At 45.1% G+C, this 14,413-nt stretch carries 13 protein-coding genes; 12 read left to right on the top strand and 1 reads right to left on the bottom strand.

The genetic code is table 11. From position 1 onward, the window contains the following. Positions 1 to 78: 78 nt before the first annotated feature. The 10 genes from L5L91_RS05045 (at position 79) to rpoS (ending at position 9,539) form a co-directional block, all read left to right on the top strand. A complete protein-coding gene (locus L5L91_RS05045) occupies positions 79 to 1,716 on the top strand; it encodes a CTP synthase (RefSeq protein ID WP_012587102.1) in 1,638 nt (545 codons plus the stop codon). Positions 1,717 to 1,945: 229 nt separating this feature from the next. After that, positions 1,946 to 3,241, top strand: a complete 1,296-nt coding sequence (gene eno / locus L5L91_RS05040) for a phosphopyruvate hydratase (RefSeq protein ID WP_105251763.1) — start codon at positions 1,946 to 1,948, stop codon at positions 3,239 to 3,241. A 99-nt stretch (positions 3,242 to 3,340) separates the two neighbouring features. Then, on the top strand, positions 3,341 to 3,640 hold the full coding sequence (ftsB, locus tag L5L91_RS05035) for a cell division protein FtsB (RefSeq protein ID WP_105253074.1): 300 nt from the start codon (positions 3,341 to 3,343) through the stop codon (positions 3,638 to 3,640). 12 nt (positions 3,641 to 3,652) lie between these two features. Further along, positions 3,653 to 4,444 (top strand): 2-C-methyl-D-erythritol 4-phosphate cytidylyltransferase, encoded by a 792-nt coding sequence (gene ispD / locus L5L91_RS05030; RefSeq protein ID WP_212601489.1) that lies wholly within the window; start codon positions 3,653 to 3,655, stop codon positions 4,442 to 4,444. Between the two features lie 37 nt (positions 4,445 to 4,481). Continuing rightward, positions 4,482 to 4,967, top strand: a complete 486-nt coding sequence (gene ispF / locus L5L91_RS05025) for a 2-C-methyl-D-erythritol 2,4-cyclodiphosphate synthase (RefSeq protein ID WP_263162037.1) — start codon at positions 4,482 to 4,484, stop codon at positions 4,965 to 4,967. Positions 4,968 to 4,987: 20 nt separating this feature from the next. Beyond that, a complete protein-coding gene (gene truD / locus L5L91_RS05020; RefSeq protein WP_263162039.1) occupies positions 4,988 to 6,103 on the top strand; it encodes a tRNA pseudouridine(13) synthase TruD in 1,116 nt (371 codons plus the stop codon). Then, positions 6,100 to 6,849, top strand: a complete 750-nt coding sequence (surE, locus tag L5L91_RS05015; RefSeq protein ID WP_105251808.1) for a 5'/3'-nucleotidase SurE — start codon at positions 6,100 to 6,102, stop codon at positions 6,847 to 6,849. The genes truD and surE overlap by 4 nt, the downstream gene beginning before the upstream one ends. Then, positions 6,846 to 7,481: a protein-L-isoaspartate(D-aspartate) O-methyltransferase gene (locus L5L91_RS05010; protein ID WP_028761363.1), complete on the top strand. Its 636-nt coding sequence runs from the start codon at positions 6,846 to 6,848 to the stop codon at positions 7,479 to 7,481. The genes surE and L5L91_RS05010 overlap by 4 nt, the downstream gene beginning before the upstream one ends. A 100-nt stretch (positions 7,482 to 7,581) precedes the next feature. After that, positions 7,582 to 8,478: a peptidoglycan DD-metalloendopeptidase family protein gene (locus tag L5L91_RS05005; RefSeq protein WP_263235798.1), complete on the top strand. Its 897-nt coding sequence runs from the start codon at positions 7,582 to 7,584 to the stop codon at positions 8,476 to 8,478. A gap of 80 nt (positions 8,479 to 8,558) precedes the next feature. Then, positions 8,559 to 9,539 (top strand): RNA polymerase sigma factor RpoS, encoded by a 981-nt coding sequence (gene rpoS, locus L5L91_RS05000; RefSeq protein ID WP_028761361.1) that lies wholly within the window; start codon positions 8,559 to 8,561, stop codon positions 9,537 to 9,539. A gap of 132 nt (positions 9,540 to 9,671) precedes the next feature. Here rpoS and mutS read toward each other — a convergent pair whose 3' ends face one another. Further along, on the bottom strand, positions 9,672 to 12,242 hold the full coding sequence (gene mutS / locus L5L91_RS04995; RefSeq protein WP_263162043.1) for a DNA mismatch repair protein MutS: 2,571 nt from the start codon (positions 12,240 to 12,242) through the stop codon (positions 9,672 to 9,674). Positions 12,243 to 12,644: 402 nt separating this feature from the next. Between mutS and recA the strand changes: the two genes are divergently transcribed. After that, positions 12,645 to 13,712, top strand: coding sequence for a recombinase RecA (recA, locus tag L5L91_RS04990; protein WP_198572895.1), 1,068 nt, complete (start codon positions 12,645 to 12,647; stop codon positions 13,710 to 13,712). Positions 13,713 to 13,729: 17 nt separating this feature from the next. Beyond that, positions 13,730 to 14,200: a regulatory protein RecX gene (locus L5L91_RS04985; RefSeq protein WP_411568902.1), complete on the top strand. Its 471-nt coding sequence runs from the start codon at positions 13,730 to 13,732 to the stop codon at positions 14,198 to 14,200. The last annotated feature ends 213 nt before the right edge of the window (positions 14,201 to 14,413 follow it).

Below are 14,413 nucleotides of genomic sequence, written 5' to 3'. Positions count from 1 at the left end.
CGCCTTTGGTATACTACTGCCCCGTCCTAGTGCTTTCTTACAAGCACGTATTTTCAAACTCATTTTCTCAGGTTCAGCATGACTACAAGGTATATCTTCGTTACTGGTGGCGTTGTTTCATCACTAGGTAAAGGCATTGCAGCAGCATCATTAGCTGCAATTTTAGAGGCCCGCGGTCTCAATGTAACCATCATGAAACTGGACCCTTACATTAACGTTGATCCGGGTACCATGAGCCCAACCCAACATGGCGAAGTATTTGTTACTGAAGACGGTGCAGAAACAGATCTCGACTTGGGTCACTACGAGCGTTTCATCCGTACTAAGATGAATCGCCGTAATAACTTCACTACCGGTCGTATTTACGAAGAAGTATTACGTAAAGAACGTCGTGGCGATTATTTGGGCGCAACCATTCAGGTTATACCACACATCACTAATGCGATTAAAGAAAAAGTATTAGCAGGTGGCGAAGGCCATGATGTCGCTATCGTCGAAATCGGCGGTACTGTGGGTGATATCGAATCCTTGCCGTTCCTAGAGTCTATCCGTCAGCTCGGTGTTGAGCTGGGTCGTGATCGTACTCTGTTCATGCATTTAACCTTAGTGCCTTTCTTAGGTGCTGCAGGCGAAGTGAAAACTAAGCCAACTCAACACTCAGTGAAAGAGCTGCGTTCTATCGGTATTGCACCAGATGTGCTGGTTTGCCGTGGTGATCGTGCGATTCCTGCTAATGAAAAAGCCAAAATTTCGCTGTTCTGTAACGTCGAAGAGCGTGCGGTTATTTCATTAAAAGATGTTGATAGTATTTATAAAATTCCAGCTTTGTTACGTTCACAAGGTTTGGATGACTTAGTGGTTAAGCGTTTCGGTTTAGAATGCCGTGAAGCGGATCTGTCTGAGTGGGAAAATGTGATTTATCAAGAAGCTAATCCAAACGGCGAAGTCGTTATTGGTATGGTGGGTAAATACATTGAACTGCCAGATGCCTATAAGTCAGTCAACGAAGCATTAAAACACGCAGGCCTTAAAAACCGCGTATCAGTGACCATCAAGTATATTGATTCACAAACCGTAGAAGCTAAAGGCGAAGAAGTCTTACAGGGCTTAGACGGTATCTTAGTACCAGGCGGTTTTGGCGAGCGTGGTGTTGAAGGTAAGATACTGGCGGCAAAATTTGCCCGTGAAAACAATTTACCGTATTTCGGTATTTGTTTAGGTATGCAAGTTGCCTTGATTGAATTTGCGCGTAATGTTGCAGGTATGGCTGATGCACATTCAACTGAATTCAATAAAGAAACACCGTTCCCAGTGGTGGGTTTGATCACTGAATGGATTGACGAAGAAGGTAATGTTGAGCAGCGCCATGAGGCGTCTGACTTAGGTGGCACTATGCGTTTAGGCGCTCAATTGTGTCATTTACTCGAGGGTTCAAAAGCGGCTCAAGCCTACAAAGGCAACAGCTGTGTAGAACGTCACCGTCACCGTTACGAAGTGAACAACAAATACAGAGAGCGTTTAGAGCAAGCTGGCATGATCTTCAGCGGTTTGTCTTCTGATCGTAAACTGGTGGAAATGATCGAATTAAAAGATCACCCATGGTTTGTTGCAGGTCAATTCCATCCTGAATTCACCTCAACTCCGCGCGATGGTCACCCATTGTTCGAAGGGTTTATTGCTGCGGCAAGTGCGCATCAAAAACGTGATCTGAAGTAAGAATATTTGAGGCCGGACCCGCGACAGTGGGGCCGGCCTTTTGTTACACTCATCAGACTTGAAACATAAGAACTTAATACCTCTGGGTATAAACAGCATGCGTACTAGTTGCATCTGTATGGACGCAAACCGTAAATGGAATTTTGTTATTTTCCGCGGTATGTGACTTCCATTTATTCCCATAGGTATTGGTTTTTTCTTTTATCTTTAAACTTAAATCGAGGGTGTTATGGCTAAGATTATTAACGTGATTGGTCGCGAGATTATGGATTCTCGTGGTAACCCAACTGTTGAAGCCGAAGTGCATTTAGAAGGTGGTTTTGTGGGTATGGCTGCGGCGCCTTCTGGCGCATCTACCGGTAGCCGCGAAGCGTTAGAATTACGTGATGGCGATAAGAGCCGTTATTTAGGCAAAGGCGTATTAACCGCTGTTGCTAACGTAAACGGTGTCATCCGCGCTGCATTATTAGGCAAAGATGCGACGGCACAAGCTGAGCTTGATCAAATCATGATCGACTTAGATGGCACAGAAAACAAAGACAAGTTAGGCGCAAACGCGATTCTGGCTGTGTCTTTAGCGGCTGCTAAAGCAGCTGCAGCATCTAAAGGTATTCCTTTATACGCGCATATCGCTGAATTAAACGGTACACCAGGCCAATATTCTATGCCTGTGCCTATGATGAACATCTTAAACGGTGGCGAGCACGCGGATAACAACGTTGATATCCAAGAATTCATGGTGCAACCTGTTGGCGCGAAAACTTTCCGTGAAGCACTGCGCATGGGCGCTGAAATTTTCCATACGCTGAAAAAAGTATTGCACGACAAAGGCCTAAGCACTTCTGTGGGTGACGAAGGTGGTTTTGCACCTAACTTAGCGTCAAACGCTGATGCGTTAGCCATTATCAAAGAAGCGGTTGAACTGGCTGGTTACAAGTTAGGTACTGATGTGACGTTAGCGCTGGATTGCGCTGCATCTGAATTCTACAAAGACGGCAAATACGATTTAGCGGGCGAAGGCAAAGTCTTCGACTCGAATGGTTTCTCTGATTTCTTAAAATCATTGGCTGACCAATACCCAATCGTGTCTATCGAAGATGGCTTAGACGAATCAGATTGGGATGGTTGGGCTTACCAAACTCAAATCATGGGCGACAAGATCCAATTAGTGGGCGACGATTTATTCGTTACTAACACTAAAATCTTAACCCGTGGTATTGAAAACGGTATTGCTAACTCAATCCTTATCAAGTTTAACCAAATTGGTTCATTGACTGAGACTTTAGCGGCTATTCGTATGGCGAAAGAAGCGGGTTATACCGCCGTGATTTCACACCGTAGTGGTGAGACTGAAGATTCAACCATTGCTGACTTAGCCGTGGGTACTGCTGCTGGTCAAATCAAAACCGGTTCACTGTGTCGTTCTGACCGTGTCGCTAAATACAACCAATTGCTGCGCATCGAAGAGCAATTAGGTGAAAAAGCCCCATACCGTGGTTTGAAAGAGATCAAAGGTCAGGCGTAATTTAATATTTGATGTAAAAAGGCCACCACTTGGTGGCCTTTTTTGTTGTACTATCTGCTGTATATTTTTTTAATCCAAGATACTGACGCTAATTCCTCCATGAAATTTTTTGTCATTGCACTCATAGTGCTACTCGGTGTACTGCAATTCCGTCTTTGGTCGGGAGGTAATAGTCTTCCTGAATATTTCGTTCTGCAAAAACAAATTGCCGCCCAGCAAGAAGGTAACGCCAAACTCAATGAGCGTAACCAAGTGCTGAAGGAAGAAATCATCGATCTGAAAAGTGGTACAGAAGCCATCGAAGAGCGCGCACGTAACGAACTTGGCATGGTTAAAGAAGGCGAGACCTTCTATCGCGTCGTGGGTGGTGAGCGCTCGGTATCGAGTCCATCTCAGTAATATGGAGTTAGGATGACAGAGCTAGGACATTTAGATCTTGGATTAAATGAACAATCCAATCCCGATAGCCAATCTGATCTGGTAACACAAATTGAATTGCAGCGCCAAGCTGAGCATGTCACTCAAGCTGTGGTTGCCATCGTTCCAGCTGCGGGCATAGGTAGCCGTATGGGCGCCGACAGACCTAAGCAATATCTTGAGGTGTGCGGCCAGAGTATTCTTGCTCATACCTTAGATAAGCTCTTGTCCCATCCGCACATTTCTCAAGTGATCGTCGCCTTACATTCGAACGATACTATCTTCGATACCTTGCCACAGGCCGTGCACCCCAAATTGATTACAGTATTAGGTGGCGGTGAGCGCGCTGATTCTGTGTTGGCGGCGCTGCAAATTGCGCCCGAGCACAGTTGGGCCTTAGTGCATGATGCGGCAAGACCTTGTTTAACCGCGACAGATATCGACAAGTTACTCGCATCCAGAGTGCAATTTCCCCAAGGTGCTATTTTGGCAATGCCTGTACGCGATACCATGAAGCGCGCGAATAAACAGGGTGAAATCAGTGCCACTGTGTGTCGCGATAATTTATGGCATGCATTGACGCCGCAGTTATTTCCAGCGCAGCAATTAAAAAATTACCTCAATGCGGCTCTGGCTGCAGGTGCGGTAGTCACAGATGAGGCTTCGGCGATGGAATGGGCGGGGATATCACCCGGACTCGTTTCGGGCCGTGCTGATAATATAAAAGTAACGCATCCCGACGATTTAGGGCTAGCCGAACTGTTTTTGATGCGTGCCGTTAAATAGTCATAATCAAAGTAAAATAATACGTTAGGAATATTAAATGAAAATCCGTATCGGCCATGGTTTCGATGTGCATAAATTTGGTGCGGCGCGGCCATTGATCCTTTGTGGCGTGGAAGTACCCTATGAAACAGGCCTAGTCGCACATTCAGATGGTGATGTGGTACTGCATGCGATTTCCGATGCCATCCTCGGTGCTTTAGCGCTCGGTGACATAGGAAAACATTTCCCCGATACCGATGCCGCCTATAAGGGTGCCGATAGCCGCGTATTGCTGCGTCATTGCTATGCTTTAGCGAGGGAGAAAGGCTTTTTGCTCGGCAATCTTGACGTCACTATCATAGCCCAAGCTCCTAAAATGGCACCGCACATAGAGGCAATGCGCCAGATATTAGCCGCTGATTTAACCGCGGAACTTGACGATATTAATGTCAAAGCGACCACGACTGAACAACTTGGATTTACCGGGCGTAAAGAAGGTATTGCGGTAGAAGCCGTGGTACTTATGGCCCGCAAACACGATTAACTTAAGAGTAAAAAAGTCCCATGAGCGAATTACATTATCTGTATGGTAAGCCTTTAGGTACAGCAGATCTAAGAACCCAAAATAGCGATTTTATCGTGAAAGAGATTTTGCCTTTTAGCCCGACGGGTGAAGGTGAACATCATATGCTGCATGTACGCAAAGAAGGGCTAAATACAGTACAAGTCGCTGAAATGATCGCTAAGTTTGCTAAGGTGCATCCAAAGGAAGTGACCTACGCTGGGCAAAAAGATAAAAATGCCATCACAGAACAATGGTTCGGTGTGCGTATTCCTGGTAAAGAAACGCCTACTTGGAAGGAGCTCAATAGCGATCGTTTGACCATATTGTCGAGCAGCCGCCACAGCAAGAAACTGCGAATTGGTGCCTTAGTCGGTAACCGCTTTATTCTTACCCTGAGAAATGTCACCCAAGTGGAAGACATTATCAGTCGTATCGAAAAGGTCGCTCAAGTGGGCGTGCCCAATTACTTTGGTGAGCAGCGCTTTGGTCACGATGGCAAAAACTTAGTCTTTGGTCGCCAAATGATGGCGGGTAAAAAAGTCAAAGACAGAAATAAGCGCAGCATGTATTTGTCTGCCGTGCGCTCAAATCTGTTTAACACTGTGGTGTCATATCGTTTAGCCAACCATGGCACTAAGCCTTTAGCGGGTGATTGTGTGATGTTAGCGGGCAGCAAAAGCTTCTTCGTGACGCCTGAATGGGATCTCATCGTATTGAAGCGTTTGATTGAAAAAGACATTCAACTTTCTGCACCATTGTGGGGGCGCGGCATGATGTTACCCCAAGGTGAAGCTGCTGCGGTGGAAACCTTAGCTATGAGTGAGTTAGCTGACGATTGCTATGGTTTAGAGCACGCCGGATTAGAGCAAGAACGCCGTCCGTTATTGCTTGAGCCCCAAGGCCTTAAATACGAACAAACCGCCGATGGCTTAGTGCTGGAGTTTGTGTTGCCTGCGGGCAGTTTTGCAACATCGTTATTGAGAGAGTTGGTTAATTATCAAGATGTTAAAGAGCAGCAATGGCAAGCGACATTGGTGCAGGAGCCTGCGCTTGAGGTAATTAACGCTAACGTAGTGGCTAACACTGATACTGTTAAGACTGAAGCAGAGTCATGATCCGTATCCTTGTTAGCAATGACGATGGGATTAATGCTCCAGGTATCAAAGCCTTATCTGAGGCTTTGGCTGAAATAGCGACTGTGCTGACTGTTGGGCCGGATCGAAATTGCTCTGGTGCGAGCAACTCATTAACCTTGACTAATCCATTAAGAATTAATAGGTTAGATAATGGCTATATTTCCGTTCACGGTACACCGACAGATTGCGTTCATTTGGCTATCCGAGAATTATGTGATGGCGAACCTGATATGGTGGTGTCTGGCATCAATGCGGGGGCAAATATGGGTGATGACACCTTATATTCGGGGACAGTTGCCGCCGCGATGGAAGGACGCTTTTTAGGTTTTCCTGCAATAGCGATTTCGCTTAATGGCCGTAAATTCGAACATTATCAATCGGCTGCTGTTTATGCTCGGCGGATAGTTCAAGGTTTGTTGGCCCAGCCTTTGGCAAAAGATCAGATCTTAAATGTGAATGTGCCTGACTTGCCACTTGATCAAATTAAAGGCATCAAAGTGACTCGCCTCGGCGCTCGTCATAAGGCCGAAGGCATAGTGCGAACGCAAGATCCTGCCGGACGTGAAATCTTCTGGCTTGGTCCACCGGGACAAGAGCAGGATGCCACAGAGGGCACTGATTTTCATGCTATTGCCAATGGCTATGTTTCAATTACGCCCTTGACGGTTGATTTAACCGCCTACGGACAACTAACGGCATTGCAAAATTGGGTAGATAAAATATGACTCGAGTTGCCTTAACATCGGCGGTGAATTTAGCTAAAAAGCTTCAAGATGCGGGGATCCGTAATCAAGCCGTGTTAAAGGCGATATCGCATACGCCGCGAGAAATGTTTCTTGATAATGCGCTAGCCCATAAAGCCTATGAAAATACGGCTCTGCCAATTGGACAAGGGCAAACCATTTCGCAGCCTTATATCGTTGCCCGTATGAGCGAACTCTTACTGCACAAGATGCCACAGCGAGTGTTAGAAGTGGGGACTGGATCGGGCTATCAGGCAGCCATTTTGGCTCAATTGGTGCCTCAGCTTTGTACTATTGAACGGATCAAAGGTTTACAAATTCAAGCAAGACAGCGTTTAAAACGATTAGATTTGCATAATGTGTCGTTTAAATATGGTGATGGTTGGTTGGGATGGGCTAATCGTAGTCCGTTCGATGCCATTATGGTGACTGCGGCGGCGGCGACTATACCAGAAGCTTTGCTGTCTCAGTTGGCTGATGGAGGGGTGTTAGTCTTACCTGTGGGAGAGGATACTCAGCAATTGATGCGTATTACGCGCACTGCTGACCGCTTTAGTTCTGAAACCATTGAAACGGTTAAATTTGTACCTTTAATTAATGGAGAGTTAGCTTAACCTTGTGTTGTGCTACTGTGTTAAGCGAAGTGCTTGTTTTGCACAGAAGGCGTCATTTTCTCATCATAAACAGTAATACAACCTTACCAAGGAGTTTTTATTGTTGAATGCGGGTTTACTCTTAAACCTTTGTTTTATATTTCTGCTTGTAGGCTGTAGCTTTCAGGCCAGCAGACCCGCACCCGTCGAAAATATTTCCCATAGCTACTCTAAAAATAGCAAAGGCCACATTAAATCGAATTCATATAAAGTTAAAAAAGGCGACACTCTCTACTCAATTTCTTGGGCTGCAGGGAAAGACTTTTCTGAAATAGCTAAACTTAATCAATTAGATAACCCTTATACAATTTACCCTGGACAGATTTTATATTTAACTAATGCTAAATCTAGTAACCAATCAAAATCTACGACTTTAGATGGAAATATAACGGGTAATTCAGATGCAAACTCAAGTAAAAGTGATAAAAAACAATTAGATGATAAGCTTTATCAGTCTAATGCTAAGTCAAGTAACGATATGAAAAAAACACTTGATCAGAAAGCTAAGCCCGCGTACATTGTAACAAGTTCCCAACAAAATATTAACCAACCAATGGTTCCACCCACCTCAACACTGCCAGCCAGTGTGAGTCAGTGGCAGTGGCCAGTAAGAGGGAAGTTAATCGGAACTTATTCTGCCAATGAGCAGGGAAATAAAGGTATTAAGATCGCGGGAAATCGGGGAGATATCATCAAAGCTGCTGCAGATGGGCGGGTGGTATACGCAGGAAGTGCTCTTAGGGGTTACGGTAATTTAGTGATTATTAAACATAGTGACGATTACCTTAGTGCTTATGCTCATACGGACAAGATCTTAGTCAAAGAAAAGCAACATGTCCTCGCAGGGCAGACTGTTGCAAAAATGGGCAATACAGGTGCCAATCGGGTAATGTTACATTTTGAAATTCGTTACCATGGACAGTCTGTAAACCCACTTACTTATTTACCTAAACAATGATTGTTTGGGGCCTTGTTGGCAAATGGAGGATAGGAAATTGCACTAATTCAGCAGTTTAATTAGGTTTGGGAGATTTGATCATGAGCCGCATAAATAGCACTGCCGCAGAAGCACTAGTAGATTTTTCCGTAGAAACCGTAGACTTTGATCTTGAAAAAGAAGAAGTTGCCACCGATCTAGTCCAAGAGCTAGGAATAGAACAACAGGTCCAAGATGACCTGCAAAAAAATCTTGATGCCACTCAACTTTATCTAGGTGAGATTGGTTTTTCCCCACTGCTTAGCGCAGAAGAAGAAGTTTACTTTTCCCGTAAGGCCTTAAAAGGTTGTGCAAAATCCCGTAATCGCATGATCGAAAGTAATTTACGTCTCGTCGTAAAAATTGCACGTCGTTACAATAACCGCGGCTTAGCACTGCTCGATCTTATCGAAGAGGGTAATTTAGGTCTAATTCGTGCCGTAGAAAAGTTTGACCCAGAAAGGGGGTTCCGTTTTTCAACCTATGCGACTTGGTGGATCAGACAGACGATTGAACGCGCTATCATGAATCAAACTCGTACTATTCGTTTGCCGATTCATGTTGTTAAAGAACTCAACGTATACTTGCGCACAGCCCGCGAATTAGCACAAAAACTGGATCATGAACCTACAGCGGAAGAAATTGCTGAAAAACTGCAAGTTTCTAGCTCTGATGTGAGCCGCATGCTTAAGCTGAATGAAAAAATTACCTCTGTTGATACGCCTTTGGGGGGCGATAACGAGAAAGCATTATTAGATGTACTGGCCGATGATGATAGTGTTGGCCCTGACTATAAAGTGCAAGATGAAGACATCTCTAACTCGGTGGTGAAATGGCTTAACGAGTTGAACACAAAACAAAGAGAAGTATTAGCCCGTCGTTTTGGTTTGTTAGGTTATGAACCTTCTACGCTTGAAGATGTGGGGGCTGAAATTGGTTTAACCCGTGAACGTGTTCGTCAAATCCAAGTGGAAGCATTAAAACGCTTACGTGATTTATTGGGTTCTCAAGGTTTATCTGTTGAAGCTTTATTTAGAAACTAATATCGGTCTTCTGGTGTCTTTCAGAGAAGCTATCCAGAAAATGTACTTAGTGTGAGATCACGTCATAAAGTAAAACGCCCACTATAGAGTGGGCGTTGTTATTTTTAGGCTTTTATTTAGATCACCTGATGTCTAGCTCAAGCGTTTTAGTTCATAGAGCAAATCAAGCGCCTGTTTTGGCGTTAAGTTATCGGGATTAATGCTACTTAATTTAGTCAAAGCTGGATTTTCAACCGGTTCAGGTAAAGCGAGTAAGCTTTGAATGGGCGTCCTCGTTCCTTCTGGTTGGTGATCGCGACTCTCCAATTGCTGCAATTTATGTTTCGCTGCTTTAATCACTTTGTTTGGCACGCCGGCAAGCGCCGCAACTTGTAAGCCGTAGCTTTTACTGGCGGCGCCTTCTTGTACTGCATGCATAAAGGCGATGGTATCATCGTGCTCTATGGCATCAAGGTGCACATTGTAAACACCTGCCATTAAGTCAGGTAATTGAGTTAGCTCAAAATAATGGGTGGCGAATAGGGTCATAGCCCCGACTTGCTGGGCTAAATACTCTGCTGCCGACCAAGCTAGCGATAAACCATCATAGGTGGATGTTCCACGGCCGATTTCATCCATTAACACTAAACTACTGGCAGTGGCATTGTGCAGAATGTTGGCAGTTTCAGTCATTTCTACCATAAAGGTTGAGCGGCCAGAGGCCAGATCGTCTGCTGCGCCAATACGGGTAAAGATACGATCAATCGGGCCAATCAGGGCGCGATCTGCTGGAACAAAACAACCAATATGGGCCATCAGTGTAATCAAGGCGACTTGACGCATATAGGTCGATTTACCGCCCATGTTAGGTCCAGTCACAATCAACATACGTCTTTGATTATGTAAGATTACTGGGTTAGCGATAAACGGCGTTTGGCTAACACGCTCCACCACTGGATGGCGACCTGCGTCTATTTGTACGCCGATATCTTGGCTCAGCTCTGGACAAGTATAGCCTAAGGTCTCGGCACGCTCGGCAAAGTTACTCAGTACATCAAGTTCAGCCGCAGCTCTAGCAAAGGCTTGTAACTCATGCAATTTGGGCAGAATAAGATCGAACAACTGTTCCCATAACTGCTTTTCGAGTGCCAGCGCTTTACCTTGGCTCGAGAGGACTTTTTCTTCGTATTCCTTAAGTTCGGGCGTGATATAACGCTCCATATTCTTAAGTGTTTGGCGTCGTTGATAATTGAGCGGTACTTGTGAGGATTGCAGACGGCTCACTTCGATGTAATAGCCGTGTACGCGGTTATAGCCAACTTTAAGTGTATTGATGCCAGTACGTTCTTTTTCTCTGGCTTCAAGTTGTACTAAGTAATCACTCGCTCCTTCGCTCAGGCCGCGCCATTCATCTAGTTCGCTGTTGTAGCCTTCACGGATCACTCCGCCATCGCGGATAAGCATGGGAGGATTATCGACTATCGCGCGCTCAAGTAGGGCTTGCTCAGCGGGGAACTCGCCTAAGTGTTGACGCAATTGAGTCGTGTGCGGCGCGCTCAGTGTACTTAAACTCTGTTGTAATTCAGGCAATAAGCCCAGAGCTTGACGTAAACGGGCAAAGTCTCTTGGGCGAGCGGTACGCAGCGCGAGTCTTGCCATGATACGTTCGATATCGCCAAGTGCCTTTAACTGCTCATGCAAATCTTCGTGGGCTGCGGTATCGAGGAGTTCAGTCACCGCCTGTTGGCGCGCCTTGATTTGCTTAGGATCTCGCAGAGGCTGATGGATCCAGCGTTGTAACATACGACTGCCCATAGGCGTTGCCGTGTTATCTAATACTGCGGCTAAGGTATTATCGCGGCCACCGGCAAGGTTTTGAGTTAATTCTAAATTACGGCGAGTTGCCGCATCGAGTACTATGCTATCGGTTTGATTGAAGCGGATAATGGCATTGATATGAGGCAGTGCCGTGCGCTGTGTGTCTTTGACATATTGCATCAAGCAACCCGCAGCCTGCAGTGATAAACGTGCATCTGCGATGCCAAAACCATGTAAGTCTTTCGTGCCAAACTGGGCCAGTAGTAACTTGATACTCGTATCGTAATCAAATTCCCACTCGGGGCGACGGCGTTTGCCTTTAAAACCGTTAAGTAGCCCAAGTTCACCAAAGTCTTCACTGTAGAGAATTTCAACGGGATTAGTGCGTTGCAATTCCGCTTCTAATGACTCTCGGGTGTCGAGCTCTGCAATCACAAAACGTCCGGATGAAACATCTAATGTGGCATAACCAAAACCGACTTTACCTTGATAAACCGCGGCTAACAGATTGTCTTGGCGTTCTTGTAGCAACGCTTCGTCGGTTAAGGTGCCAGGTGTGACAATTCGCACCACTTTACGTTCTACGGGCCCTTTAGATGTCGCGGGATCGCCAATCTGTTCGCAAATCGCAACTGATTGACCAATTTGAACTAATTTTGCAAGATAGCCTTCCACAGCATGGTAAGGAAGTCCCGCCATCGGAATAGGATCGCCACCACTTTTACCGCGCGCAGTGAGTGAAATGCCTAACAGCTCAGAAGCGCGTTTAGCATCGTCATAAAACAACTCGTAGAAGTCACCCATGCGATAAAACAGCAACATATCGTGATGTTCTGCTTTCATCGTCAAGTACTGACGCATCATAGGAGTATGTTTTTCTAAATCATCGGTATCAATTACATTCATTAAATCGTTATCGTCCGTTGTGACTGCCTAAAGGCGATACAGTTTGTGTGGTTAAGGGTGATTAAGCGCTATGGAAGCGGAAGACTGCTGTACAATTTTCAGCTAAAAAGACCACGCAAAATTTGTTGCGCCAATCTTAGCAATAATTTAGCGAAAATTGAGCCCTTAACGATGGATATTGATCAAAGGGAGCTATTATCTGATTTGATCTTCGCTAAAACCTTGGCCATATTAAAAATCCTATCAGCTAAAAATAATTCAGTCACAGGTCTTGATACTGTATGATTGTACAGTATACTAGTCAGCAGAATTAAGACAAAAAGCGCGGCTTTTTGAATTACCCGTTTGTAAATTGAATATCACTTTTGACAGCTTAATGCTTGTCTTGATGAGGGAACAGGAATGAAGGTCGATCCAAATAAAGAGAAAGCACTTGCTGCGGTATTGATCCAAATTGAGAAACAATTTGGTAAAGGCTCCATCATGAAGCTGGGCGAAGATCGCTCTATGGATGTTGAGACCATTTCTACCGGTTCTCTGTCTCTGGACGTTGCTTTAGGTGCTGGCGGTTTGCCAATGGGTCGTATCGTTGAGATCTATGGTCCTGAATCATCAGGTAAAACAACACTGACTTTAGAAGTGATTGCGGCAGCGCAACGTGAAGGCAAAACCTGTGCCTTTATCGATGCAGAGCATGCACTAGACCCTATTTATGCTAAAAAATTGGGCGTAGATATTGATAACCTGCTGTGTTCGCAACCGGATACCGGCGAGCAAGCGCTTGAGATTTGTGATGCTTTAACTCGTTCAGGCGCTGTTGACGTTATCGTAGTCGACTCCGTGGCGGCATTAACGCCTAAAGCTGAAATCGAAGGCGAAATTGGTGATTCTCACATGGGCCTAGCGGCGCGTATGATGAGCCAAGCCATGCGTAAACTTGCGGGTAACTTAAAGCAATCTAACACCTTACTTATCTTCATCAACCAAATCCGGATGAAGATTGGTGTGATGTTCGGTAACCCAGAAACTACAACCGGTGGTAACGCGCTGAAGTTTTATGCTTCTGTTCGTTTAGACATTCGCCGCACTGGTGCCATTAAAGACGGCGATGAAGTGGTCGGTAACGAAACTCGCGTTAAAGTGGTGAAAAACAAGGTTGCAGCGCCGTTTAAGCAGGCTGAGTTCCAAATCCTTTATGGCCAAGGTATTAACCGTACTGGTGAGTTAGTAGACTTAGGCGTAGCCCATAAGTTGATTGAAAAAGCGGGCGCTTGGTACAGCTATAAAGGTGATAAAATCGGCCAAGGTCGTGCTAATGCTGGCAAATATCTGACTGAAAACCCAGCTATTGCTGCTGAAATTGACAAGACGCTACGTGAGTTGCTTTTGAGCAATCCTAGTGCCTTGGCTGCCAAAGCTGATGATAGCATTGAGGATAATATTGATTTAGAGACAGGCGAAGTATTCTGAGTCAGTCAGCCCATCAAATTGCGGTCGCGCTGTTAGCGCGCCGCGATTATTCCCGTTTACAAATCCGCGATAAATTGCTCGAAAAAGGTGTCGAACTTAACGATATCGAACCTGTACTCGATGCTTGCGAATCCTCCGGTTTTATTAATGATGCTCGTTATGCCGAACTGTTAGTGCGTAGCCACATCAGTCGAGGTCACGGTGCAATACGCATCCGCCAAGCAATCGCACAGAAAGGCTTATCTAAAGATTGTATTGAAGCCGCTTTGGTTAATTGTGATTGTGACTGGTTTGAGCTAGCAAAAGATAAAGCCACCAAAAAGTATGGCGTTCCCCGTGTGACAGAAGTGAAGGGCTCTAAAGCTCGGGATCTCATCGCAAAGGAAAAGGCCAAACGAGTGCGTTTTTTAATGGGCCAAGGCTTTAGCTACGATCAAATCACTTACGCACTAGATTCAGATCCCAATGATCTCGATGAAGATTATTAAATTTGAAGCTAATACTGTAAAAGCTCATCTAAATATCATCAATGAGTCTTGTCCATTTCGTACTTCACATTAGACTCAAGCTTGCTTAAATATTGTCCATTCCGCGATAAACTTACGCCGTCTTTATTTGTGCTTTATCCTATCGTTTTGCTTCTAGTGACTCAGGTGTGGGCGATTCACGCTAAAATATTAAATTCCTGATGTGTATATCAC

It is taken from the genome of Shewanella sp. SM55, from assembly GCF_025654025.1.
Classification (GTDB): domain Bacteria; phylum Pseudomonadota; class Gammaproteobacteria; order Enterobacterales; family Shewanellaceae; genus Shewanella; species Shewanella oncorhynchi.
The sequence above is the reverse complement of the archived record's forward strand: the minus strand, read 5'-3'. Positions and strand labels throughout refer to the sequence as shown.